Origin of the sequence: Sulfuricurvum sp. MLSB (genome assembly GCF_000747095.1) — a bacterium.
Classification (GTDB): domain Bacteria; phylum Campylobacterota; class Campylobacteria; order Campylobacterales; family Sulfurimonadaceae; genus Sulfuricurvum.
On the sequence record NZ_JQGL01000006.1, the window covers coordinates 57,171 to 82,154 of the forward strand.

General features: G+C 50.4%; 28 protein-coding genes. 16 read left to right on the forward strand and 12 right to left on the reverse strand.

Features of this window, described 5'->3' with window-relative positions:
• The first annotated feature begins 50 nt into the window (after positions 1-50).
• Positions 51-1,046 (forward strand): phosphoribosylformylglycinamidine cyclo-ligase, encoded by a 996-nt coding sequence (gene purM / locus JU82_RS00555; protein WP_037945535.1) that lies wholly within the window; start codon positions 51-53, stop codon positions 1,044-1,046.
• A 181-nt stretch (positions 1,047-1,227) separates the two neighbouring features.
• Here the strand turns inward: purM and ccoG are convergent, their stop codons facing one another.
• The 5 genes from ccoG to JU82_RS00580 all read right to left on the reverse strand — a co-directional run bounded on the left by ccoG (position 1,228) and on the right by JU82_RS00580 (position 5,332).
• Complete coding sequence (gene ccoG, locus JU82_RS00560; protein WP_294891895.1) at positions 1,228-2,667, reverse strand: cytochrome c oxidase accessory protein CcoG; 1,440 nt, start codon at positions 2,665-2,667, stop codon at positions 1,228-1,230.
• Positions 2,667-3,326, reverse strand: coding sequence for a recombinase family protein (locus JU82_RS00565; protein WP_037945537.1), 660 nt, complete (start codon positions 3,324-3,326; stop codon positions 2,667-2,669). The genes ccoG and JU82_RS00565 overlap by 1 nt, the downstream gene beginning before the upstream one ends.
• 66 nt (positions 3,327-3,392) lie before the next feature.
• A complete protein-coding gene (locus JU82_RS00570; RefSeq protein WP_037945539.1) occupies positions 3,393-4,202 on the reverse strand; it encodes a UDP-N-acetylmuramate dehydrogenase in 810 nt (269 codons plus the stop codon).
• Positions 4,199-4,465 carry a flagellar biosynthesis protein FliQ gene (gene fliQ / locus JU82_RS00575; protein ID WP_037945572.1) on the reverse strand — a complete coding sequence of 89 codons (267 nt, stop codon included), beginning with the start codon at positions 4,463-4,465 and terminating at the stop codon, positions 4,199-4,201. The genes JU82_RS00570 and fliQ overlap by 4 nt, the downstream gene beginning before the upstream one ends.
• 3 nt (positions 4,466-4,468) lie before the next feature.
• On the reverse strand, positions 4,469-5,332 hold the full coding sequence (locus JU82_RS00580; RefSeq protein WP_037945541.1) for an MqnA/MqnD/SBP family protein: 864 nt from the start codon (positions 5,330-5,332) through the stop codon (positions 4,469-4,471).
• Between the two features lie 178 nt (positions 5,333-5,510).
• Between JU82_RS00580 and recA the strand changes: the two genes are divergently transcribed.
• From recA to JU82_RS00600, 4 genes are all read left to right on the forward strand, one after another.
• Positions 5,511-6,548, forward strand: coding sequence for a recombinase RecA (gene recA / locus JU82_RS00585; protein ID WP_037945573.1), 1,038 nt, complete (start codon positions 5,511-5,513; stop codon positions 6,546-6,548).
• Positions 6,545-7,813 carry a phosphopyruvate hydratase gene (gene eno, locus JU82_RS00590; RefSeq protein ID WP_294891898.1) on the forward strand — a complete coding sequence of 423 codons (1,269 nt, stop codon included), beginning with the start codon at positions 6,545-6,547 and terminating at the stop codon, positions 7,811-7,813. Before recA ends, eno begins: the two co-directional genes overlap by 4 nt.
• On the forward strand, positions 7,813-8,097 hold the full coding sequence (locus JU82_RS00595; RefSeq protein ID WP_037945542.1) for a hypothetical protein: 285 nt from the start codon (positions 7,813-7,815) through the stop codon (positions 8,095-8,097). The genes eno and JU82_RS00595 overlap by 1 nt, the downstream gene beginning before the upstream one ends.
• Before the next feature lie 69 nt (positions 8,098-8,166).
• On the forward strand, positions 8,167-8,778 hold the full coding sequence (locus JU82_RS00600) for an AMIN domain-containing protein (protein ID WP_037945544.1): 612 nt from the start codon (positions 8,167-8,169) through the stop codon (positions 8,776-8,778).
• A gap of 48 nt (positions 8,779-8,826) precedes the next feature.
• Here the strand turns inward: JU82_RS00600 and tpx are convergent, their stop codons facing one another.
• The 7 genes from tpx to JU82_RS00635 form a co-directional block, all read right to left on the reverse strand.
• On the reverse strand, positions 8,827-9,330 hold the full coding sequence (tpx, locus tag JU82_RS00605) for a thiol peroxidase (protein ID WP_037945545.1): 504 nt from the start codon (positions 9,328-9,330) through the stop codon (positions 8,827-8,829).
• 94 nt (positions 9,331-9,424) lie between these two features.
• Positions 9,425-10,402 (reverse strand): tRNA (adenosine(37)-N6)-threonylcarbamoyltransferase complex transferase subunit TsaD, encoded by a 978-nt coding sequence (gene tsaD / locus JU82_RS00610; RefSeq protein ID WP_037945546.1) that lies wholly within the window; start codon positions 10,400-10,402, stop codon positions 9,425-9,427.
• A complete protein-coding gene (locus tag JU82_RS00615; protein ID WP_349678324.1) occupies positions 10,399-10,926 on the reverse strand; it encodes an alpha/beta hydrolase in 528 nt (175 codons plus the stop codon). The genes tsaD and JU82_RS00615 overlap by 4 nt, the downstream gene beginning before the upstream one ends.
• Positions 10,923-11,999, reverse strand: coding sequence for a 1-deoxy-D-xylulose-5-phosphate reductoisomerase (gene dxr, locus JU82_RS00620; protein WP_037945548.1), 1,077 nt, complete (start codon positions 11,997-11,999; stop codon positions 10,923-10,925). The genes JU82_RS00615 and dxr overlap by 4 nt, the downstream gene beginning before the upstream one ends.
• Positions 11,996-12,754, reverse strand: coding sequence for a phosphatidate cytidylyltransferase (locus JU82_RS00625; RefSeq protein WP_037945550.1), 759 nt, complete (start codon positions 12,752-12,754; stop codon positions 11,996-11,998). The genes dxr and JU82_RS00625 overlap by 4 nt, the downstream gene beginning before the upstream one ends.
• A gap of 39 nt (positions 12,755-12,793) precedes the next feature.
• Positions 12,794-13,102: a hypothetical protein gene (locus tag JU82_RS00630; protein ID WP_037945551.1), complete on the reverse strand. Its 309-nt coding sequence runs from the start codon at positions 13,100-13,102 to the stop codon at positions 12,794-12,796.
• Positions 13,103-13,107: 5 nt separating this feature from the next.
• Positions 13,108-14,433 carry an NFACT family protein gene (locus JU82_RS00635; RefSeq protein ID WP_037945552.1) on the reverse strand — a complete coding sequence of 442 codons (1,326 nt, stop codon included), beginning with the start codon at positions 14,431-14,433 and terminating at the stop codon, positions 13,108-13,110.
• A 69-nt stretch (positions 14,434-14,502) separates the two neighbouring features.
• Here JU82_RS00635 and JU82_RS00640 point away from each other — a divergent pair, with 69 nt between their 5' ends.
• From JU82_RS00640 to JU82_RS00690, 11 genes are all read left to right on the forward strand, one after another.
• Complete coding sequence (locus JU82_RS00640; protein ID WP_294891907.1) at positions 14,503-16,074, forward strand: methyl-accepting chemotaxis protein; 1,572 nt, start codon at positions 14,503-14,505, stop codon at positions 16,072-16,074.
• Between the two features lie 252 nt (positions 16,075-16,326).
• The gene (locus JU82_RS00645) at positions 16,327-18,111 is read left to right on the forward strand and encodes a TonB-dependent receptor (RefSeq protein WP_037945553.1); all 1,785 of its coding nucleotides are present in this window, start codon (positions 16,327-16,329) and stop codon (positions 18,109-18,111) included.
• A complete protein-coding gene (locus JU82_RS00650) occupies positions 18,111-18,455 on the forward strand; it encodes a DUF4430 domain-containing protein (protein ID WP_037945555.1) in 345 nt (114 codons plus the stop codon). The genes JU82_RS00645 and JU82_RS00650 overlap by 1 nt, the downstream gene beginning before the upstream one ends.
• The gene (locus JU82_RS00655) at positions 18,446-19,270 is read left to right on the forward strand and encodes an ABC transporter substrate-binding protein (protein WP_037945557.1); all 825 of its coding nucleotides are present in this window, start codon (positions 18,446-18,448) and stop codon (positions 19,268-19,270) included. The genes JU82_RS00650 and JU82_RS00655 overlap by 10 nt, the downstream gene beginning before the upstream one ends.
• Positions 19,254-19,952 carry an ABC transporter ATP-binding protein gene (locus JU82_RS00660; RefSeq protein ID WP_294891911.1) on the forward strand — a complete coding sequence of 233 codons (699 nt, stop codon included), beginning with the start codon at positions 19,254-19,256 and terminating at the stop codon, positions 19,950-19,952. The genes JU82_RS00655 and JU82_RS00660 overlap by 17 nt, the downstream gene beginning before the upstream one ends.
• Complete coding sequence (locus JU82_RS00665) at positions 19,949-20,908, forward strand: iron ABC transporter permease (RefSeq protein WP_037945559.1); 960 nt, start codon at positions 19,949-19,951, stop codon at positions 20,906-20,908. Before JU82_RS00660 ends, JU82_RS00665 begins: the two co-directional genes overlap by 4 nt.
• Complete coding sequence (locus JU82_RS00670; RefSeq protein ID WP_037945560.1) at positions 20,901-22,157, forward strand: cobyrinate a,c-diamide synthase; 1,257 nt, start codon at positions 20,901-20,903, stop codon at positions 22,155-22,157. The genes JU82_RS00665 and JU82_RS00670 overlap by 8 nt, the downstream gene beginning before the upstream one ends.
• The gene (gene bluB / locus JU82_RS00675; protein ID WP_037945562.1) at positions 22,154-22,780 is read left to right on the forward strand and encodes a 5,6-dimethylbenzimidazole synthase; all 627 of its coding nucleotides are present in this window, start codon (positions 22,154-22,156) and stop codon (positions 22,778-22,780) included. The genes JU82_RS00670 and bluB overlap by 4 nt, the downstream gene beginning before the upstream one ends.
• Positions 22,777-23,535 carry a phosphotransferase gene (locus JU82_RS00680; protein ID WP_294891914.1) on the forward strand — a complete coding sequence of 253 codons (759 nt, stop codon included), beginning with the start codon at positions 22,777-22,779 and terminating at the stop codon, positions 23,533-23,535. The genes bluB and JU82_RS00680 overlap by 4 nt, the downstream gene beginning before the upstream one ends.
• Positions 23,532-24,593, forward strand: a complete 1,062-nt coding sequence (gene cobT, locus JU82_RS00685; RefSeq protein WP_037945564.1) for a nicotinate mononucleotide-dependent phosphoribosyltransferase CobT — start codon at positions 23,532-23,534, stop codon at positions 24,591-24,593. The genes JU82_RS00680 and cobT overlap by 4 nt, the downstream gene beginning before the upstream one ends.
• The coding region (locus JU82_RS00690; protein ID WP_037945565.1) for a bifunctional adenosylcobinamide kinase/adenosylcobinamide-phosphate guanylyltransferase at positions 24,590-24,984 on the forward strand (395 nt) is incomplete at its 3' end. The genes cobT and JU82_RS00690, both read left to right, overlap by 4 nt.

The window sequence follows — 24,984 nt, forward strand, 5'->3', positions numbered from 1 at the left end:
TAACTACTCTTGCGTTATAATTCCCTCACTATTTTAGGTGAGGGATTTTTATGAGCCAAATCAGCTACAAAGATGCCGGCGTCGATATCGATGCAGGGAACAGTTTCGTCGAAAACATCAAACCGCTGGTCAAATCGACCGTTGTCCCCGGAGTATTGGGCGGTATCGGCTCATTTGCGGGAGCTTTTGAACTCCCTACGGGGTATCGTGAACCGGTCATGCTTGCCGCAACGGACGGCGTCGGAACTAAACTCAAACTGGCTATCGATTCAGGAATCCACAACACCGTCGGGATCGATCTCGTCGCAATGTGCGTCAATGACCTCATCTGTAATTTCGGTACCCCTTCGTTCTTCCTTGATTATTACGCAACGGGAAAACTGGATGTCGCTGCCGCAACGGCGGTTGTCGGCGGGATAGCCGAGGGATGCCGTCAGGCCGAATGTGCCCTTATCGGCGGTGAAACGGCGGAAATGCCGGGAATGTACCATTCGGATGATTACGATCTTGCCGGATTCGCCGTAGGGATCGGTGAAAAAAGCGAACTCGACCGTACGGGCAAAGTAACAGCCGGCGATATTCTGATCGCCCTTCCAAGTTCCGGGCTCCACTCAAACGGCTTCTCTCTCGCCCGCAAAGTACTCCTCGAAAAAATGGGGATGAAATTTGAAGACGAGTTCAACGGAAAACCGCTGATCGATACCTTGCTGACGCCGACGCGGATCTATGTCAAAACATTCAAAGCGCTGAAAAACAACATTCAGGCGCTTGCCCACATCACCGGCGGAGGAATCGTTGAAAACCTTCCCCGTGTCCTTCCCGAAGGGCTGCGCGCGGTAATCGACGAATCTTCGATCCGCGTCCTCCCTATTTTCGAACTGATCGGTCAGCATGTTGAACGTTCCGAAATGTTCCGTGCATTCAACATGGGTGTCGGTATGATCCTCGTTGTCCGCCCTGAAAACGTTGATCATGTCCTTGCCAACACCGACGGTTATGTCATCGGCCGCCTCGAAGAGGGCAAACGCGAAGCCGTCCTCGCTTAACTCTCTTTTTTTCCGCCGCTTACAAAGCGGGGAATCCTCTCTCTCACCGAAAACATCCATTATCCCGGCAAACGTATTCAGCGTGTTTTGACAACGAGTAGATATAGTCTTGATACGGCTATCAACAATAAAGAAATGGATTATATTAAAGAAAGAAAAGGGGCGCTAGGCCCCTTTGGAATTATTTGAGCAGATCTGCCCGAGGGAATGTAAACGTTGATTCGCGGAATACGATGACTTTTTCTTTGTCATCGATTGCATACGCGCGGATAGTGATCGGGATGACCGTATCTTTGCGATCATCGTTAACCAGCATCTCATCGGTGTAAAGAACCACCACTTTTTTCTTGACGACGCCCGGCTTGACTTTGAACGGTTTGGCAGGCTGATCGATTTTGATCTTTCCTTCCATTCCCGCCGGTGCGATTACGTCGAAATAGTACTCATGATCTTCGTTCAAGGTGTTTTGCAAAAGGAACGTATAGGCATTGTCTACCCGCGTTTTCCCCTCATCCGTCTGGTTGATGGAATACAGGCGGTTTTCTTTATTGATATTGAGGAGCATATACTCTTTTTTGCTTCCCATCATCGCCAGAATGATGCTGACGATAACCAACACCGCGATATATCCGAGGATTTTCGGACGCAAATAATGGGTTTTACCCTTCATAAACAACGTCTCTTTTTCACTCGACCACTCGACAAGGCTCGGTTTACCGAGTTTGCCCATGACTTCCGTACAGGCATCGACGCATTCGAGGCAGTTGATGCACTCAAGCTGCAACCCTTTACGGATATCAATGTGCGTCGGACATACCGTGACGCAGCTTTCGCACGTCGTACACTCGGCTTTTGGATTGACGCTTAAAAGGTCGTTTTGTTTTGTAAAGACTTTTTCTTTGTTCTCATTATAGATGTCGCCGCCGCGATTAGGGTTGTAAATCGCCATAACGGTGTCGTCGTCATACAAAACGGACTGAATACGCGAATAAGGGCATACGTAGACACAAAAATTTTCTTTGAGAAAAATAACGTCATAAACCAAAAACGCGACGATAACAAGAATCGAACCCACTAATACCGGGTGTTCCGAAGGGTTTTGGATATACGCCAGGAAATCTTCGGGCGGAACGAAATACCACATCAAATCGGCCGCCGCGACGAAAGCCAATCCCGTCCACAGCAAAAGCGCTACGACACGTTTGATTTTATTTTCCAATTTCGAATAATCGGGTTCTTGCTGTTTGTTTTTGATCCGCTTGCGCAGTCCGAGCAGTTTTGTTTCGATCAAATCGCGGTAGACAACGCGGAAAATGGTCTGCGGGCACATCCATCCGCAGAAAACCCGTCCGCCGAGCACCGTCAAACCGAAAACGCCGATAAAAAGGATCATCAGCAAAAACGGCATTAGATAAAGTTCTTGCATGTCAAACTGCACAAACATCAAATGAAGTTTGAGCTTATCGAAGCTGAGCAAAAAGAGATGATTCCCATCCACTTGAATCCACGGGATCACCAATGACAATACGGTTATAAGGCCGTAAAACCAATATCTTTTAATCCGCAGGGGTGTCCACCCGGCCAAATATTCTTTCCCTCTCGGGGTCGTTTCTTCGCTCATTAAACCTCCTTTGAGCTTGTTTCTACCATCGGGCAACGTATTGTCCCGATCACCATTGCTTCCGCTTCTTCGTCGTTGCCCGCGCCGAATACGCCGCTGACGACTTCTTTGAGTTCGCGCGATTCGACGTAATCTTTCAACGAGCTTCGGCTTACCCCTAAAATGCGTGCGATTTCACTCACGCTGCGTCGTTGCTTGAGCAAGTCGATAATTTTTTCAAGATGAATATCGAATTTGGATGAGGACTTGGATCCTTTCGGACGCCCTATCCCTTTTTTTGCATCGTCTTGCAATACCTGACGAAGCTGATCGATCAGCCCCAAAACCACCATTGTATCACTTTTACGGTCAATTAAAACGCCGGGTTTGACCAGCTTGATCGTATTGCCGTTTTTGAGCAGGCAGCTGAGCATCTGCACCAGATCCTCAATATGGCTGCTAAGCGCCCATGTATCGTACACGATCAGCATGTCATCGTGTAGGGAACGGAAAAACTGGACTACTTCAGTGCGTTCGGACAGCCGTTTGCTTTGAGAGGTTTGATCCACCATCTCTTCATCGATCAACAATCCCTTTTGATCTGCGTAACCGTTAATCAGTTTGAGCTGTTCGTAAACGCAGTCAAAATCTTTATCGGAACGGATATAACTCACAATCATTGTAACGTATAAACCCTTTCAATTGTTGAGTTTCATCGTCATTCTACCCAACACTGACGATCAAAGTCAAGGGTAAATTATCATTTTTTCGTCAAATTTCAACTCTATGCTCACCACTTCGCATTGCAAATCAATGCCGAAAGCCTCTCTCACCCGACTTTGCGCTTCCGAGATTAAAGCCATTGCATCCTCGTACGTTCCGCCACCGTAATTGACGAGGAAATTGGCATGCACCTCGCTAAATGCCATTGCCCCCTGCCGTTGCCCCTTCAGCCCGACCGCTTCGATCAGCCGTCCGGCATAATCACCCGGCGGATTTTTAAAACAACTCCCGGCACTGGGCTCATGCGGCTGATTGGAACGCATCTGCGCAAACATTTCCAGACGCTCAGGCGAAAATCCTTTTTCCAGTTCGAATACCGCTTCGAATACGACCTCATTGATCGATGTTTTGCGGTAACCGTAGTCGATTTGTTCTTTGGGTATCCATCCGCTTTGGGTGCGGATCGCGATAAGATGGTTGAAAATCTCATACTCTTTAAGTCCCGCATTCATCTTCAGCATTCCGCCGAGCGTGCCGGGGAGCTTGGAGAGGTATTCGAAGTAGGCGATGTCGTTTTTTTTGCAAAAAGAGACGACCCTTCCGCCGGGTGTTGCCGCACCGATGCGCAGTCGGTCGTTTTCGATGCGGATAAAATCGTACTGTTTTGAGAGCATCATCAACGGCGGCGGATTCGGCGATACGAGAAGGTTGTTCGCGCTTCCGACGATCACGTGCCCTTCGGGAACAATATCGTCTTCGATCAGTGCGACATCGACGGTCGGGCCGATACGGATAGAACTGAAAGTTGAGAAATTGACCGTTTTGGTATTCATTGCATAAACGTCGGAATCATATTAAAAATGCGGATCGTGAAATCTTCCATCGTGTTCATCATCCACGGCATTGTCAGAATGATGACGACAACGATTCCGATGATTTTGGGGATAAAACTCAGTGTCATCTCATTGATCTGGGTCGTTGCCTGAAATATACTCACCGCAAGCCCAAGAAACATCCCTACAAGCAATGCCGGAAGCGCAAGTATCAGCGCAATTTTGAATGTTTCGATCCCTAACCCGATCAACTCTTCCTGTATCATTTACGAATACCTCAACTCAGTATATTCAAGAGGAATCATAAAGTCGCGCGGGTCGATCTTCGCGTCGAAGAACCCATGTTTGTATCCCAAATCAAACAACACTTCTATCGCTTTGTACTGGGTTTCGCTGAGGGTAATCGACTCATCGTTGGCATACAGTTCCAGATATTTTTCCAGCGTCGGGGCGTCGATCCGCACCAGTGAGCGCTCCAATAGCATTGTGGAGAGCGTCTCTTTATGATCGCGGGCGATCTGGACCGCTTTGGTCAAAATATTTTCATACTCAATCGCCGACGTTAGCGGCAATGAGCGGCGGATCGCCATTCCGCCCAACGGTAACGGCAGTTCGCGCCCCGCAAGCTCCTGCCAAACGTCCCACAGTTCGCGCTCGACTTCAAGGCTCTCATCGTATCCCAAAATACTCTCGTGTATCAGTACCCCGGCATCGACGACCCCCTCGAGCACCGCTTGTTCGATCTCCAAAAAATTCATATAGACGATTTTGGCATCGGGGTAGGCGATCCGAAACAACAGGGCGTTGGTCGTGAATTTTCCGCTGAGGGCGACTTTGAACCGCTTTTTAAGTACTGTCTCTTTTTTGCGGATCAGTTTTGGGCCATACCCTTGACCGAAACTCACGGCCGTTCGCAACAAAGCGTAATCGTTTCGGATATGGGGATAGAGGCCGAAACTGATGGCGGTAATATCGTACGTCCCTTTGAGCGCTTCGGTGTTAAGGGTTTCAATATCAAGAGGGATATTGTCAAAAACAGTATCTTTTTTCCCTACCCACCCAAATTTTATGGCGTAATACATAAAAATGTCATCGGCGTCGGGGGAGTGGGCAATAACCGTTTTTTTCACCTAGGGTTCCTTCATTTCTGGACAAATCAATTAAATTTTAACGAAATAACGATAAAATAATACCATTCCATTAGTGTGAATTTTAATATTTCAATTTGTCATATTTTTAAAATGTATTTCAATTTGTCATATTATTGCCTTATCTATAAACCTAATACAGAATCAGGAGCAACGCATGATGGATCCAAACAAACTCAAATCGCTGGAACTGGCGATGAAGCAAATCGATAAAACGTTCGGAAAAGGGACGTTGATGCGCTTGGGCGACAAAGAGATCGAACCGATCAACGCTATCAGCACCGGTTCCATCGGTCTGGATCTGGCACTCGGAATCGGCGGCGTTCCCGAAGGACGTGTCGTCGAAATTTACGGACCGGAAAGTTCGGGTAAAACGACACTCAGTCTGCAAATCACCGCAGAGTGTCAAAAAGCAGGCGGTGTATGTGCCTTTATCGATGCGGAACATGCTTTGGACGTCGGATACGCCAAAAATCTCGGTGTCGATGTTGAAAACCTTCTGGTATCCCAGCCTGATTATGGCGAACAGGCGCTCGACATCGTCGAAACGATTGTCCGAAGCGGCGCCGTGGATCTGATCGTCGTCGACTCGGTTGCGGCCTTGACTCCCAAAGTCGAGATCGAAGGGGAGATGAACGACCAGCAAGTCGGGGTTCAGGCACGTCTTATGTCCAAAGCATTGCGTAAACTGACCGGTATCATGCACAAAATGAACTGCACGATCATTTTTATCAATCAGATCCGTATGAAAATCGGAACGATGGGTTACGGATCTCCCGAGACAACGACGGGGGGAAATGCGCTAAAATTCTACGCATCGGTTCGCATCGATGTTCGCAAAATCGCGACCCTCAAACAAGGCGAAAGCCAGATCGGTAACCGCGTCAAAGCCAAAGTCGTCAAAAACAAAGTGGCACCGCCGTTCCGTCAAGCGGAATTTGATATCATGTTCGGCGAAGGGATCTCCAAAGAAGGAGAACTCGTCGACTACGGCGTCAAACTCGATATTATCGATAAAAGCGGTGCGTGGTTCAGTTTTGAAGACGTAAAATTGGGTCAAGGGCGTGAAAACGTCAAACAGAAGTTCAAAGAAGACCCCGAACTGGCAAAAAAAGTCGAAGACAAAATAAAAGCGGCTATGGGTGTTAACAACATCATGGCCATGGATGAATCTGATATAAACGAGGTAGATGAATGATTTTTATTGATGAAGTAAGTGCCATTGAAGTGATGGATTCACGCGGCAATCCGACCGTCAAAGCAACGGTTCAATTGAGCGACGGAACACGCGAAAGCGCCATCGTCCCAAGCGGTGCCAGTACGGGCAAACGCGAAGCGCTTGAGCTGCGTGACAATGATAGCCGCTATATGGGCAAAGGGGTTCTCAAAGCGGTTGAGAACGTGAACAGCCAAATCGCCGACGCGATCATGGGCCTTTCTCCGTACAACCAGGCGATGGTTGATGCCGCGATGAAAGAACTCGACGGAACGGACAACTACTCCAATCTCGGCGCAAATGCCGTACTGGGTGTCTCAATGGCGGTTGCACGTGCCGCTGCCAAGAGCCTTGGGATTCCCCTTTATCGCTATCTCGGCGGTGCGAATGCGATGGTTATGCCGGTACCGATGCTCAACATCATCAACGGTGGAAGCCATGCGGACAACAGCGTCGATTTTCAAGAATACATGATCATGCCGATCGGATTCAGCGATTTTGCCGACGGCCTGCGTGCATCTGCCGAAGTCTATCACAACCTCAAAAAAATCCTTAAAGACCGCGGTGCCAATACCGCATTGGGTGATGAGGGCGGATTTGCGCCTGACCTGAAAAACAACGAAGAGCCGATCGAAGTGATCATGGAAGCGATCACTAAAGCGGGATACAAAGCGGGCGAACAAATCGCTATCGCGCTGGACGTTGCCAGTTCCGAGTTGGTGTGCGAAGGCGGCTATCGCCTTGAGTCCGAAGGACGCACTCTGACATCCGAAGAACTTGTCGGCTATTATGAAGCGCTTTGCGCTAAATATCCGATCGTATCCATCGAAGACGGCCTAAGCGAAGACGATTGGGCGGGTTGGAAAGTTTTGACGGAACGTCTGGGAGACAAAGTGCAGCTCGTCGGAGACGATTTGTTCGTAACCAACGCCAATATCCTTGCCGAAGGGATCGAGAAAGGGATCGGAAACGCCATTTTGATCAAACCTAATCAGATCGGTTCTGTGTCTGAAACCATGCTCACCGTCCGTCTGGCACAACGCAACGGATACAAATGCGTCATGTCTCACCGCTCCGGCGAGAGCGAAGATGCGTTTATCGCCGACTTTGCCGTCGCACTGAACTGCGGCGAGATCAAAACCGGCTCGACTGCGCGCGGCGAACGTACGGCCAAATACAACCGTTTGCTTGAAATCGAAAATGAAGTAATGTACGGCGAATATTTGGGAAATACTCTTTTTAACTAATGCAACAAGATGAGCGTCTGCTTGAGCAGGGAGAGCATGAGAGTCTGACCGAACGCTATTTCGGTCTTTCGACTCTTAAATTCTTGATTGCCGTAGCGGCCGTTCTGATTGCAGGTATTTATATGGGCCTCATCTTCTTCGGTAATAATTCCCTCAGCGTATTGCTTGATCTGGAAGAACACCAGGATTATCTTATCGAGGATATCGAACGTCTTAAAGCTGAAAACGCTGCCCTGCAAAAACAGTATTTTGAGTTCAAAGAACTTGACGCCGATGCTGAGTAATACGGCCTCTTATCAGAACCGTATTGCTCAACATCTGTGCCGGGATTGACCTAACCAAGAAAGGGAATTATGAAATCATCACTTCTTGCCTGCATTCTTCTGTTATCCCCGTTAATTGCCCGAGAAAATCCTTTTTTTTCTGTGAATGATTCAGCCAAACAAGTCACATCCAATATTCCCGACAACGTTCCTCCTCTTGGGACACTCAGCTATAACCTGCCCGATCAGGCAAGGATTCTCAAAGAGATCACTATCACCTATCAAAACGCCGACGGAAGCATTGAAACCCGCAAAATCGATCTGGACAAAGCCATCGACTGGCACAAATCTCTGCTCATAACGCAAGGCGGGAAGTCATCGGCAATCCCGACTAACGCCAAAAGCGTCTCGTCCGCCCAGCTTAAGTTTATTCAAATGGCAAGCACGAAAAAAGAGCTGAGGGTCACATCGGCAGCGCCGTTGATGCGTCACTTTGCGCTGAGCAATCCTAACCGTATCGTTCTTGATTTCAAACACATCAAACCGTTCGATAAAGAAGAAAAAGCGCTGAGTGCGGCGCCGTACACCAATGCCGCTCTAACGCATCACGGGACATTTGCCCGCGCGACCATTATGCTGGACGGTCGTTACGATTACACGCTGAAGCAATCGGGGAACACAATCGTTCTCAAATGCAAATAACAATCAGAAGTTTTAAAGAGGATTCCCCCATAAGGGGGAAAAGAGAGATTATTTAACGGCAGCCAATGCAGCTTCGTATTCAGGCTCTGCGGTGATTTCAGGAACGATCTCTTTGTACGTAACCGTACCTTCTTCGTTAACGGCAAAGATAGCGCGGCATGTAACACCTGCAAGCGGGCCGTCAGCGATCAATACGCCGTAAGCTTTTGCGAAATCTTTGTTACGGAAATCCGAAGCGACTACGAGGTTTTCAATACCTTCTGTTGAACAGAAACGTCCGCCCGCAAATGGAAGGTCCATAGAAACGATTGTCAAATCAACACCCGCGATTTCAGACGCACGCTTATTGAAATTACGTGTTTCAGTAGCACATACCGCAGTATCCAGTGAAGGAACGACAACGATCAATTGTTTTTTACCTGTTGCTCCGCCGACTACTTTGTCTGCAAGACCGTTTGAGTTTACAACCGTTACCTGTGGTGCTTTATCACCTACGTTTACTTCGTTACCCGCAAGGTTAACGACGTTACCTTTTAGCATTGTTGTTGCCATATTATAGCTCCTGTTTGTGTTTGGTACGAAAATTGTACTTAATTCGGATAATTTCACTCTGAATTATCCAAGAGGTGTTTCGGCTTAAGTTCTTTTACAGATTACAGCGGGGGCTGACGGCGATAGAGCGGTGGTCGGTATATTCGCCGCGTAAGAAGTGTTCGACCGCAACACGCCCGATCATCGCAGCGTTGTCCGAACAGAATTTCAAATCGGCCAATAGAAGTTCGGTTCCATGCGGAGCAAGTAGTATTTCAAGCTGTTCCCTGAGGTAACGGTTGGCACTGGCACCGCCGACGATAGCAAACCGTTTCGGGGGATGCGCTTTGAAGTATTTTTTGAGCTTTTGAATCAAATGTGCCGTTGCGGTCGTCTGAAACGCGGCGGCGATGTCGGGATAATCTACCTCACTTGCGGCTTCAACCGCCAAACGGACCTGATTTTTCAATCCCGAGTAGCTAAACGCGATGAGCGGCGACTGCCACAGCGGAACGGTGAACGCAAACCGTTTTGCATCTCCTTCTCGGGCAAGCCGTTCGATCAGCGGGCCGCCGGGATACCCCAACCCCATCATTTTGGCCACTTTGTCAAAACTCTCGCCGTAGCTGTCGTCCATCGTCGTGGCAACGGTGCGCATCGTATCCAGCGATTCGACTTCGATCACCTGTGTGTGTCCGCCCGATACGAGTAGCACCGTTGCCGGGAATCGCGCTTCGCGTTCAATAAAAAGAGAATAGATATGCCCTTTGAGATGATTCACGGGAATGATTGGGATCGAGAGAGCGATACTGAGCGCCTTGGCCATGATCACTCCTTCAATCAGGGTAACGGCAAGACCCGGCGCATTCGTCACCGCAACGGCTTTGAGCTGCGAGAACCACGGTTCGCATTCGCTGAGAATCGCAGGCAATGCCTGCGCATGCAAGCGGCTTGCAAGCTCGGGAACGACTCCTCCGTATTTGGAATGCTCCAGTTCCTGCGAAATCTTCTTATGGTAGATCAGTTTTTTCGTCGCAATCTCAGTAATGGCGATTGAACTGTCGTCGCATGAACTTTCGATACTCAGGATCATTGCAATACCCACTCTTTGACCCACGGCCATTCGCCGAATCCGGATTCGGCATTGATATGCCCGGCGTCGTGAAATACGTTCATTTCGGTTCCCAGCGCTTTTTGCAAAGAAAGGGCTTCTTCGGGCGTCATGTACGGATCATTGTCGGAAGTTACCAACAATACCTCTTCGGCAAACAATGTTGAGGGAGCGTCGAGAGGGAAAAAGCTTTTGAGGGTTTCAAGCCCGCACGACAGGCTCGGCGGCGCTACCAAAAGAAGTCGTTTTACGGGGCTGATCTCCCCGTCATGGCACAAATGGAACCAGAGGATATTGGCGAGGGAATGACAGATAACGACATCCGGTTGAAAATCGCTCAGCAGCGTTTTGACCTGCTTCATCCATCTGTTTTTGCTGGGAAAGTGGGGATTATCCAACAGGGGAAAGCTGACGGTGCCGTATTGTTTAGCGATTTCGCCTGCAAGCCATGCCTGCCAATGGGGGTTGTCACTCCCGCCCCAGCCGTGCAGGATAAGAACTTTCAACAGGTTATCCCTGCGGCATATGCCCGCACTTCCGTATCGATCTCAAATATCTCTTCGACGGATGCAGGGGCATGAGTAAATGTCTCGTACGATTTGAGAATCGATTTGGCGATGTCCACAAAACGGATTTCTCCCCGTATAAAGCGCTCTATCGCCGCTTCATTCGCCGCATTGACGATGACGCCGCGTTCCGGATTGCGAAGAAGGTCATCTTTGATTTCCCATACCGGATAGCGTTCCGTCTTGATAGATCGAAATTCCAGCGATCCGACACGGGTCAGATCGATCCGATCGACGATGGGGGTGTCAACCCGTCCCATCAGCGCATACGCAATCGGAAGACGCATATCGGCATACGCAAAATGCGCCGTCGTCGATCCGTCGGTGTAGTCGATCAGGGCATGGATCAGCGACCGGGTTTCGATCAGCGCATCGTATTCCCCTTCTCCAAAAAGCCACCGTGCTTCGAGGAGTTCAAACAGTTTGTTCATCATCGAAGCGCTGTCGATCGTTATTTTACGTCCCATCGACCAGTTGGGATGTTTGAGCGCGTCTTCAAGCGTCGCGTTGCGAAGATCCTCTAGCGGCCAGTCCCGGAATGCTCCTCCGCTGGCGGTCACGACCATCCGCCGTACGGGTCTTTGGCTTTGATTGAGATACCACAGCCCGAAATGTTCCGAATCGATCGGCACAATCGTAGAGGTATCGACAAATGCGCCTCCGACGACGAGTGACTCTTTGTTTGCGAGCGCTACTTTCTTCCCGCATTCAAGAGCTTTGAGCGTCGGACGAAAACCGACGAAACCGACCAAAGCATTGACTACGTGCATGGAAGAGGATTCTTCGATAGCCTGAAGGATCGCCGCTTCTCCGGCACGAACATCATGATGATGGACCGAATCACGGTCTTCATCGCGCATAACAATCACCCGTTTGGGGGAGTGTTTGGCGATTTGGGCGTTCAGAAGATCAATATTGCGTCCGGCGACAAGCGTATCGACGCTCAGACCGAATTGTTCGGCGATCAAGAGGGCGTTAACGCCGATTGAGCCGGTGGAACCCAGAAGGATCAAACAAGTCCCCGAAGTAGAACGAGCATAATGATCGATGCGAACAGATAGCCGTCAATACGGTCAAGGATACCGCCGTGACCGGGAAGGATAGACCCGCTGTCTTTGACCCCGGCTCTACGCTTGAGGTAACTCTCGAACAAATCTCCGAATACCGCACCGATGGCCGCCATCATCGAAATGATGACCGCCTGCGTGATATCAACGATCATCACGCCGATAAAGAAACCTGCGACCGTTGCAACGGCGATACCGCCGTACACTCCTTCGCGCGTTTTGCTGGGGCTTGAGACACTAAAAGGAGTTTTCCCGACGCTTCGTCCGACGAAATAAGCTCCGACGTCTGCGGATGCGACGACGACCAAAAGCCACAGCAATGCGGTAATCCCGTATTCTTGATACATGCTGAGAGTAAAAAGCATCCCTGCCGTCGGATACACAAACGGAAAAAAGTTTTTCCACGGAATATTTTGCGTATAGGCTACCGCAGCGGCGAAAATGAGCCCCGCAATGACAAAAAGATCTTCTCCGTACGGATAAAGCGCCGCGGCGAGCCATAAAATCGCCGCATACGCATACAACGAGTTATTATTGATCTCAAAAAGGCGCATCGCTTCGTGAAACGCAAGAAGGTACACAACCCCCAGCACCATCCACATGAGCCAGAAATTGTTGATAAGGCCGACAGTGACGACAACGGCAACAAGAACGATTGCCGTTCCGATACGATCTTTGATTGAATTTTTTGCGGTTTGCATTGTTTTGACCGATGGTTTAAATTAGCGGATTATAGCGCATCACACTTTAATATCGAGCAGATGCAGCGGCGGTTGCGCTTCCGACGCATCTTCTTCAGACTTGTTTTCCGATTCCGAACGGCGCCCTTCTTGTTCGGCCTGTTCTTTGGTATGTTCGCGATCGGGATCAACGCCATGATTTTCTTCGGGAGGACGGACTTCTTCGACCTCTTTTTGTGCTTCCTGAGCCGCCGAGGCGGCGGCCAGCGTCTGCAATTCAAATCGGTTCAACACCGCATTCTTCTCACTCGCGACCGTCGCCATCTGCTGATTGACATAAATCGCGTTACCGATAGGACCGACAGCCATGATTTCTATCCTTTCTCAACACTCAAGGTCTTGTAGTTGGTATAAAGGACGTTTGCGCCCTCTCCCATTTTTACTTCTCTTCGCGGAGTATAATCGACCAGATAGCGTCCTTTTTCAAATACCGAAAAATCAACGCACAATTTTGCCGCCGCTTCCAGCAGCCTCTCGGGAAGCTGCTGCTTGTCGGTCGTGATCACAACGTGTGCCGAAGGGCGGTCTTTGAGATGCATCCAGATGTCGCGCGCTTTGGCATTGCGCAGCAGCTCGATGTTCCCTTTTTCGCTCTTTCCGAGCGATACCTTGACCCCTTCGATCCAGAATTCGGCAACGGAATCGGAGGTTTTCAGCTTGGACAGTGCCGTTTTGGCCGGGAACAAAAGAGTGATCTCTTCGGGCGTTTTGGCTTCGTTAAGGGTTTGTATGAACAGCTTGTGGTGGCGTATTTTTGCTTCCAGATTGCGCCGTTCCTGATGCAGGCCGAGCGCCTTTTGCTTCGCTTTTTTGGAACGTTTGAAAAACGCTTCCGCGCATCCGGCGGCAGTGCTGCACCCCGATGGAAGTTCCAGACGAAGCGCCGTTCCGTCAAAATCGCTCACCTCCGCAAACGGCGCATAGGGATTGATCGTGCCCAGATTCGCCAAAACCAAATGCCCCGCATGCTGCGATTCCTGCGACTCCTGCATCAGCGCCGATTCGTCTTCCAGGGCGTCAAGGTGTTTTTGCAGCTGCGCGAGCCGTTTATTGAGCAGCGCCGTTTTTTCATGCTTAAGTCTCTCAAGCTTTTCCGCGCCGAGTCTTTGAAACTCCTCGACCAAAAAGGCACGCACGTCGGCAAGCGGGTATTCCTTGGGAACAAACGGGAGTTTGGGAGGATTGAGCAGTTTTTGACCGACGCGAACACTTCGGCTGGAGACGTCCGCATCGATATGGCGCAGCGACTCAAGAACGACTTCGTCTTTGTCCAGAATGATCGCATTGGTGTGCTTGCCGGTGAATTCGAGCTGAAGGATCGTGGCTTCGCTTTTGTACGCTCCGCTCATCGTGACTGCGAGGCGGATGATCTTGTCCTCGTTGTGCAGGGTAACGGAGGTGATCGAAGCGCGATTGAACCGTTTGGCCAACAAAACGTCGAACGGAGCCTGATACATTTTTGCCCGGTGGACACTCTCGCCGATCGTGATGGTGGAATTTCCGCGAGCCATATCGAAATTCCAGGTGTTGTCAGAATCAAAAACAAGACGTATGCCGGTGTCGCTGTACCGGTAGGCAGCAACGATTTTTCCGAAGCGCTGCATGTAACCGACGATCTGCTTTAGATAAGAATATCTCATATTTTACCTTCGCTTTAGAAAAACAAAATTACAATGGTGAATATTTCACAAAAGACGGACGGGACTATAATGCATCTTTTTAACACGATCAAAGGCAAATTTATTATCAATCTGATCGCCGCCATAGGGGCGATTTTGGTAAGTGTCATTGTAGCATACTTCATCGCGACAAGCTCGATCAAGACGATCATGACGAGCGATCTCAATACCGTTGCCGACTCGCTCGAACAAACCGTTGTCTATATCTCCGAAACCTCCCCCGAAGCGTATAACGATGAAAAATTCAAGAAAGACATTTTCAAGATCAAAATCGGCGAAAGCGGTTATGTCTATCTGGTTGACAGCAAAGGAATCATGCGGGTTCACCCAAAAAAAGAGGGTGAAAGTCTGGCCGGGCACGATTACATCGATGAAATCCGTTCTCACAAAGAGGGGGGGATTTACGAATACCATTCGGCCACGACCGGTCAGGATAAAATCGCCGCTTACCGCTATATTCCCGCATGGGACATGTGGGTCGTTCCGGGAATCAATAAGGCCGATTATTTTGATGAATTGCGGGCAGGTTTTTTCAAATGGTTCATGATCCTCGGAAGCATTCTGACCGCTACGCTGATCGCGATCAATTATTTCTCGGGCAGAAGCATCCTCGGCCCGATCGAAGAGCTCGATCATGTCTCCTCCGATCTGGCTCACGGGAACGGCGATTTGACCAAGCGTCTCCCGATTTTGAACAAATACGATGAAATCGGGATTGCCAGCGATTATTTAAATCAGTTTATTGCCAAAATCCAAAATACGATCAATGACACCAAGCGTATTACGACATCCGCGGTCGGTTCGACGTCTACGCTCAACAACGCCGCGAGCAACCTCTCCGTCCAATCGGAAAAAACCAATACGATCGCCCAAAATACGAACGCGACCGCTGCCGAGATCGGTGAAACGCTGGAGCAAAGCGTCAACATGGCTAAAAGCACGCTGGACAATAGCCGTTCTACCGAAGAAGAGCTTAACAGCGTTCGCGAGATCGCCAATGTCATTACCCGCGAGATCCACAGCACGACTCAGATGAGTAACGATCTAGCGGAACGCTTTACCCAGCTTTCCAGCGATGCCGCCAGCGTCAGCGGAGTTCTTGGCATTATCTCCGACATTGCCGATCAGACCAACCTTCTCGCCCTCAATGCAGCCATCGAAGCGGCCCGCGCCGGCGAGCACGGCCGCGGGTTTGCCGTTGTTGCCGACGAGGTGCGCAAGCTGGCCGAACGGACGCAGAAAAGCCTTACCGAGATCAACTCGACGATTTCGGTCGTCATCCAGTCGATCTCTGATTCGTCCGACATGATGAGCACCAACAGCGAGAATATCGAACGCCTTGCCGAGCGAAGCGAAGAGATCGATGTCAAAATCGACTCCGCCGCGCAGGTTCTACGCTCAAACGTCGATGCCAGCCGCCAAAGCGTCGAAGCCGCCGAAGCGATGGCCCGCAAAATCAACGAGATCATCAGTAAAGTCTCGGAGATGTCCAATCTCTCCCAAAGCAATCAGGAAGAGATCACCAAAATTTCCAAAATCGCCGGCGAACTCTACGATGCCGCGACCAGCCTTAACGCCCAGCTGGGACAGTTTAAAAGCTGACGCCTCCCCTGTGCTATAATACCGCCTCATTTAGCACAGGAGGCGGAGCGTGAGAGCACCGAAGGGATTTGGAAAAACCTACTTTTCACTCGTTGCCATTCAGGCATATGCTTCCGAACTCCGACTGCTGCAGATCATCCACAAAATTATCTGGATCTGCCCGACCCACCCTATTTACACCTACTCAACCGTATCGCCGCCAAAAAGTGTCCTGACCTCATCCGTTTTTACGACTATGTTTCAAGGACGCTTATGTACCGATACACCTTCTCACTCATTGCCACGGCAACATTAGTCGCCTCGTTAGAGGCCGATACTCTCGATCTTGACCCGATTGTAATCAGTGCGTCAAAAACCGAACAATCCCTCGATTCTGTCACCGCTAACATACACGTCATCACCGCGGCCGACATTGACGAAAAACACTATACCACGCTTACCGAGGCACTCAATTCGCTTCCCGGAATCGGCATCGTCAGTAACGGCGGACTGGGCAAATCCGCTTCCGTCTATCTGCGCGGATTTGACTCCAAAAGAACCCTCGTCCTCATCGACGGGATCCGCTACAACGACAACACCTCGATGGACGGGGCCTCTTTCGAGCACCTGATGCTGCACGACATTGAGCGGATCGAAGTGATCAAAGGGGCCCAAAGCGGCGTTTGGGGGAGCGAAGCAAGTGCCGGAATCGTCAATATCATCACCCAAAAAAGCGCCCCCGGAACAACGCTCAACGCCCGATGGGAATACGGCAGTTTCAGCACCAAAAAATACGGAGCTTCACTGTCGCACAACAACGGAAAGCTCGATCTTCAACTCGGAGCCCATAAAATTGTTTCGGACGGCTTCACCTCCTATGCCGGACGCTATGCCGACATCAAACGATACGAAGACGACGGGTACGAAAACCGGACCCTCAACGTGAAGGCGGGCTATCGGTTTGATGATGCCAATACCCTCAGATTCTCCCATACCGATATTGACGTCTATACCGAATACGACAACTCAACCGGCGATTCGACGGCAAGCTACGACAAAAAAGAGGCATTGAGTCAGCTCTTGTACGAAAATCGCTACGATAGCGCCCTCACCACGTTCTACGCCAACCGCTCAAAGTTTGAGCGCGATTACTCGAACGGGTCGACGTATGACGGCCGGGTCGACGAGTACGGCATCAACTCAAAGATCGCCTATCGGGACAGCGATTTCATCGTGATCGGAAGCGATTACAAATCGTTCGAGCATCTTAACCGGCTCAACAAACGCTATACCAACAAGGCCTTTTTTATCACCAACGCCAATAACGTCGGCGCGGATACCCTCATCACGGAGTCCCTGCGCAGAGACACGTATGACGCGTTCAACGATAAAACAACCGGAAAGATAGGGGTAAAGCACTCGCTTACGGACGATGCGTACCTCTGCGCCAACTACGGCACGGCCTACAACGTACCGACCCTTTTTCAACTGTACGATCCGACCTACGGCAACAACTCGCTTGCCTCCGAAGACACCCGCAGCTATGATCTGTCCCTCGGGTATAAAGGGTTTACCCTCACCTACTTTGAGAGCCGCATCAAAGAGATGATCGATTACGATTTTGCAACCTCCTCCTACAACAATATAGACGGAACCTCCAAGATCAAAGGGGTGGAAGCAAGCTGTAAAAAAGAGGTGGCCGACAATGCGCTCCTCTCGCTTAGCTACACCCGTCTCAGCGCGAAAAATCAACGCGGTGAAAATTTACGGCGCCGCGCCAAAGAAAATCTCAAATTCGGATTCGATTATTACGGATTGGCCAAATGGCATCTGGGAATGAGCGGTGAGTACGTCGGAAGCCGATACGACAGCGATAACGACCTCGGGGTACAAACGGGAAAATACACGGTTGCCAATGCCGTTGCCGACTATGATCTGAGTAAAAACGTCAAAATATACGGAAAAATCGATAATATTACCGATAAGTATTATCAAAGCGTCAACAATTACGCGACAAGCCCGAGGGCCTATTACGCCGGAATAGAGGTAACGTTTTAATGAAATATTTTTCACTTATCCTTTTTTTCGGGTTGACGCTGCGGGCGGATCCAATCGAAGTGACAATCATCTACGGTAACGATACGCCTGATAAAGTGATTATGGCTGATTATGCCGAGGGGACAACGGCGCTGGAACTTCTCAAGCAGGTCAGTCGCGTCGAAACCTCCCAAAAAGGGAAATTCACGTTCGTCAGATCGGTAGACGGGGTACGCTCGGTCGTCGGTAAATTCGGCTGGTTTTATCTGATCGACGGTCAATCGGTTCATACAATGGCACAAAACTATGTGCTGAAGGATGCCAAAACGATGACGTGGGTCTACAAGGTGGAAGCATGCTATTAAAACTGCTGTTAGTAACGCTGTTAGCACTTCAGCTCAGTGCGTATGATCGGATCGTCGCCCTCAGCCCGGCGATCAATGAGATCATTTTCGCATTGGGCGAGGGAGAAAAAATCGTCGGCAATACCGACTATTGCCGTTACCCTCCCAAATCCAGTGCAATCCCCAAGGTTGGCGGGTACTTTTCCCCCTCTTTGGAGAAAATTCTGGCCCTGAAACCTGACATCGTCATCCTGCAGGAAAACAATCTGGCACTGGGCGATAAAATCAAAAAACTGGGGATTCAAACGCTGGTGGTCAAAATCGACACCATCGACTCGATCCGAAAAACGGTTGCCACTCTGGGGGCGCTGCTGGGCAAAAAAGAAAAAAGCGCCGCGATCGTCAGCCGGATCAACACATCCCTTGCAGGGTTGAGAGGGATTGTGAAAAACAAAAAAATCCTCATTCCGATCGGATACTATCCCGAGTTTTCCAAAGAAATTTTTGTCGCGGGGCAGAACCTCTATTTTGACGACATCATCGAGGCCAGCGGCAACGTCAATGCCTTCCAGAGCACCCAAAGAGGCCAACCGGTGCTCAATCTCGAAAAAATACTCAAACTCAACCCCGATATCGTGATCATCCTCGCCCCGCTGATGAAAGAAAAAAAGTTCACCGAAGAACAACTGATCGCCCCATGGATGAAGCTCCCCATCAATGCGGCCAAAACCAAATCGGTCTTTGTCGAAGAGGGCGCCTATGCCGGGGTCCCCAGCGACAGGATCGTACACTTTATCGATGACTTCAGAGGATTTTTACTTGAAACTGCACGTTGATAATGTCACGACCCCTTATTTGCGCACCATCTCGTTTGAGCTTGACAACGAGAATGCCGTCATTTTGGGTTCCAACGGAGCGGGCAAAACGACGCTGGCCAAAGCGATCGTCGGTTTGTACGATACCGGAAATGTCTATGTTGACGGGGAAAGCGTCGCGTCGCTTTGCGCTAAACGGCGTGCGGAGGCACTGAATTTCATCCCCTCCAAACTCGACGTGTTCGACGACTACATCGATGTGGAAGAGTTTTTGGAACTGTGCTTGTTCAACGGCACCTCTGCGGGCGACATGGAAGAGATGTTAAAGCATCTGACAATCGACCACCTTAAAAACAGCTCCTGCAAAAGCATCAGCAGCGGCGAAAGCCAGCTGGTCTTGTTCGCCGGAGGGCTTTTGCACAATGCCGCATTGAGCATTTTCGATGAACCGACGGCGAATCTGGACAGCGATAAAAAGATAAAGGTTTTTGAGATGCTCCAACGCCATCGGGGACTGAAGATGGTCATAACGCACGATCTGAATCTCGCCTACCGCCTCGGCTACCGAATCATTTTTTTGCGGCAGGGGGAACTTGTTTTCGACGGAGCGTGCCGCGATTTTTTCGATGCGGCCAATCTGGAACGGTTATTCGGAAACTCGATCAAACGGGTGGATGAGTATTTCATGGTGAATTATCAATGAAACTCTTTATCTTTGCCCTTTCGTTGATGGTTCTGGGAACGGCCCCGTTTGTCGGAGAAACACCGCTGGACATCCACAATATTCTGAACCCCGGCGCGATGGAATATCTTTTGTTTTGGGATTTGAGGCTGCCGCGGGTATCGGTGGCATTTTTCAGCGGCGCCATATTGGCACTGGGCGGACTGGTATTTCAGGCCGTGTTTCGCAACTCGCTCACGACCCCGTTCACTCTCGGGGTATCCAGCGGTGCGACGCTGGCTACCGCCGTCGGAATCGTCTTTTTGCCCGCATCGCTGGTGGCATTTTCCACCTTTTTCAGCTTTGCGGGAGCGTTTTCGACGATTCTGCTGCTGTTCTTTTTTGCCCGGACGTTGAACGCGGCGCAAACAAATTCGCTCCTTCTCATCGGGATCGCGTTATCGTTTTTTTACTCCGCCGCACTCATGGTGATCTACGCCATCAGCGATTTAGAGCAAAGCTATTCGATCATCCGTTTTACAATGGGAAGCCTCAATGTCGTCGGAATGGGCACGCTCTATCCCCTTATCGCGGCGGCATTCGGACTGCTCGGAATTGTTGTACACTATCAAAAAGAGCTCAAGCTGATCCTGACCTCGTACGAGAATGCCTTTTTAAAAGGGATCGAGATCAAAAAAATTAATCTGATCCTCCTGCTGGCCGTCTCGCTGAGCGTCGGCGTGTGCGTCAGTATCGTAGGGCCTATCGGATTTATCGGACTGGTCATCCCCCATATCATCCGGCTCATCTACAAAAAAAGCAGCGACAAGCTCATCCTTAGCGTCTTTTACTACGGCGGGGTGTTTTTGGTCGCGTGCGATCTGATCGGGCGTAATCTGGGAACGGTTTCGGAAGTCCCCATCGGGGTGGTCACCTCGTTTATCGGCGGGCCGTTTTTTATCTACATCATCCTAAAACGAAAGAGAAGCCATGATTAACCTCTGCATCAGCGCGATCTCCTCGAATCAGGGCAAAACGATCCTCACCTCCGCCCTGCTGTACTATTTCAAAGATTCCGTCCGCCCGTTCAAGACGGGGCCCGATTTTATCGATCCGCAGTTCCATACAAAAATCTGCGGAACCCCGAGCATCAATCTCGACGGCTTCATGATGAACGCGCGGCAGCTGCAATGGCTCTACAACCGCTACAGCGATAAAGCCGTTTCGATACTCGAGGGGGTCATGGGGTTTTATGACGGGATGGATAAAAAAAGTAGCGCCTACGATATTTCCAAACTGCTGCGCATCCCGACGATTCTGCTGCTGGACGGAAGCGGAAGCTACATCACCGTATCCGCCGTTTTAAAGGGGCTGAAAACCTATAAAAGGGGCAATACGATTCGGGGTGTGGTCCTTAACCGTATCGGCTCACAAAGCCATTACGAACTGATTAAAAATCAGATCGAAAAAGATTTCGACGATGTCGCCGTTCTGGGGTGGATCCCCGATCATCTGACCGCGTTAAAAGATACCCATCTGGGACTCGATCTAAACGACATGGACAAACTCGAAGCCATCTCCCAAGAGGTGCTGGAACATATCGATATCGAGGGGATCAAAGCGCTGGGGGCGTGCGAAGCCAAAGAAAATGCGGCGTATCCGTTTGCAGCACTGCCGAAAACCGATATGAAAATAGCGGTGGTAAACGATGAAAATTTTTCCTTTTTGTACTATGACAACCTCCGATTCTTGCAAGAGGTGTTCGCCGACGTCATTATCGTCCGCCCCTCGCATGACGAGACGATCCCAAAGGAGTGCGACAGCGTCTATATCTGCGGCGGCTACGTCGAGACGCCCAAAGCGTACAGCTCGATCCGCACAGCCGAAACGTTTAAAAACTCGCTGATCGAGCATGCCCGGACAAAAAAGATTTATGCCGAATGCGCCGGGCTTCTCTATCTTGGCCGGTACGTTGACGACAAAGAAATGAGCGGGATTCTGGACGTCTCCTTTACCCTCGAAAAGCGGTTCCAGCGGCTGGGGTACTACACCAACGAAGAGGGGGTAAAAGGGCATGCGTTCCACTATACGAAACCGCTCGATGATTCAAACGGGTTTGACATCCTCTCAAAAGGGGACGGCGGAAGCGTCGGAAGCTGGCAAAACAGCGATAAAAACGTGTTCGGCACGTATCTGCACACCCTCTTTCGAAGCAACCCGACACTCATCGCAAAGAGGCTCCTATGAAAGCATTTGACGTACACGCACAAACCATACTGCAATCGATCCTCAGTTCCCGACGGGATGTGCGGGGGCATCATTTTATCGACAGAGCGATCAGCGATGACGTACTGAAAGAGATTCTCGAAGCGGCGATTTCCGCCCCCTCGGTCGGTTTTTCCCAGCCCTGGAGATTCGTCATCGTCAAAGACATCGCCAAACGGGAAAAAATTTATAACGAATTCGCGCGCGAAAACGCCAAAGCCAAAGAGATATTCCGCGACAGCGAACTGTATCCCTCGCTGAAACTCGAAGGGATCAAAGAGTCCCCCCTCAACATCGCCGTGCTGTACCAAAAACCGGCCCAAGCCGTCCTCGGGCAAACAACTCAAAAAAAGATGGGGGAGTACAGCGTCGTATGCGCGATCCAGAACCTATGGCTGATGGCGCGCGCCCACAATATCGGGGTGGGTTGGGTGAGTATTTTGCGTCCCAAAAAGGTGAAAAAGATTTTGGGGATCGGCGATGAGTACAAACTGATCGGCTATCTGACGATGGGATATGTGAGCGAATTTCTCGACGAACCCGAACTGCTGAAACTGGGATGGGAGAGTAAAAAATCGGTAGATGAGGTTGTACAGTGGGTGTGAAAACCGTTATTACCCCGAAGGATCTGCCCGCCTCTTTAGGGGTCACGTCCCTTGAAGCAAGTATTGATGGCGTGATGGACAGCGTCTATTTTCTGGACGGTGAACGGGTGCTGAAAATCTTCGAAACGGCGGAAGCAGAAGCGGTGGAAGAGGAGCGAAAACTTCTCGCCCTCTGCGAAACGCTCCCTCTTGCGAAACCTATGGGGGAGGTGTTGAGCATTTGCGGCAAACCCGCCCTCATCTACCGCCGTTGCGGTGGAAAGAGCCTCAACAGTGCCGGCGTAGCTGAAATACGACAAATCGGGGCATTTATGCGGGAGTTTCATACCCAAACAGCAACTTTGCAAAGTTCCAACGAAAGGCTCTTCGAAAAATCGCGGTTGGCACAAATGATCCGCGAATCCGATATGCCGATTTTTGAAACGCTGTTCACCGCAATCGATCTACCCCTGCGCAACGACGGGATCATTCACGGCGATCTTTTTTTGGACAATGCACTGTTTGAGGAGGGGAGGCTCTCGTGCGTCATCGATTTTGCTCAGGCGTGCAACGGCGATTTTCTCTTCGATCTGGCCGTCGTCGACCTCTCGTGGTGCGACAGCAGTAAAAAAACAAAGGCTTTACTGGAGAGCTACGGTGCAACGATCACGTTGGAAGAATTTCGCTCCTACCGCGAATACGCAACCCTCTTTTATTGCGTCAACCGCTATCTCAACGGCGGTAACTATCACGAATTATTGGAGAAATCAGTATGATCAAAACCATCACGGGAAACAAGGATTTCATCGAAAGCCTGCGGGGAAAACGGGCCAGTTTTTTCCTGTGCATGAGCAACACCAAAACGGCCGATACCCCTGGGATCACCCAAGCGGGGATTCCGGGGATGCTGCACCTCACCCCGACGCTCGATGCGGAGTTTATTAGCATCGGAGAGGTGCGGAGTCTGGGCAATATCGCCGAAACCCCGAAAGGGGTTCCCACCCCCGCCCTCATTACCCGCGCCGTCCATCTGCTCCACCCGTTTCAAGAGATAGAGCTTCTGAACCTCGGGTTGGAGGTTGCCCCCTGCGTAGAGTATTTTACGATACACGATTTCAAGATTGATCCCAGCCACTCGATTGCGCAGGATGCGGCCATCGCGGCGCAAGAGGTGTTTGAGAAAGGGGTGCAGTTTGCGCAGGAACTGTCCGTAAAAAGCGATTACATCATTCTAGGCGAATCGGTCCCCGCAGGGACGACGACGGCACTCGCTACGGCCTTGGCACTGAGGTACGATGCGCGGGAGAAGTTCAGTAGCAGTTTTAAAAACGACCCGAGCGACATTAAGCACACCGTTATCGAGCAAGCACTCTCCCGCATCCATGAGAGCGACGATCTTTTTGAAACTCTCGCCAAAGTGGGGGACAATATGCTGATTTTCAACGCCGGATTACTCCTCGGTCTGCAAAACCGCGACATCCCGATTGTTTTGGCGGGGGGGACGCAGATGGCGTGCGTCTTGCTCATTGTCAATCGCATACTTCAAATGATGGAAGGGGAACTGGACGGCTCGAAAATCGCCCTCTGCACGACGAAATGGGTCGCCAAAGATAACGCCAGCGACATCAAAGGACTGTTGGAAATGAACGATTTTACGATCAACGCCTATTACGCCGATTTCGATTTCTCCCTCACCGCTCATCCCGCCCTCAAACTCTACGACGAAGGGGAGGCCAAAGAGGGGGTCGGCGCGGGAGGTGCGCTGGTCTACGCCCTCCTAAACGGCATCACCAAAGAGCAGATCACCCGCAAAGTGGAGAGCTTCTTGCAATGAAGATACTTTACTTCGGCGGACAGAAATCAGGTAAAAGCTCTCTGGCAGAGGCAAAAGCCCTCGCCATTGCGACCGATAAACCTTATTATCTCGCGACCTACGACCACAGCTTCGGCGACAGCGAGATGGGAGAGCGGATCGACAGACACCGCCTGACGCGCGGCGACAGCTTCATCACTCTCGAAGAGACTCGTCATTTAGCGGGTGTGATAGAGCCGCACCAAACCTACCTCGTCGACTGCATCTCGATGTGGATACTCAATTCTCTTGAAGAGAGCGAAGAGGCTCTGATCGCGGAAATCGAAGCGCTCGAAACCATCGACGCTAACATCGTGTTTGTCCTCAATGACGTCGGCTCGGGGGTGATCCCCTCCGATCCGATCAGCCGCCG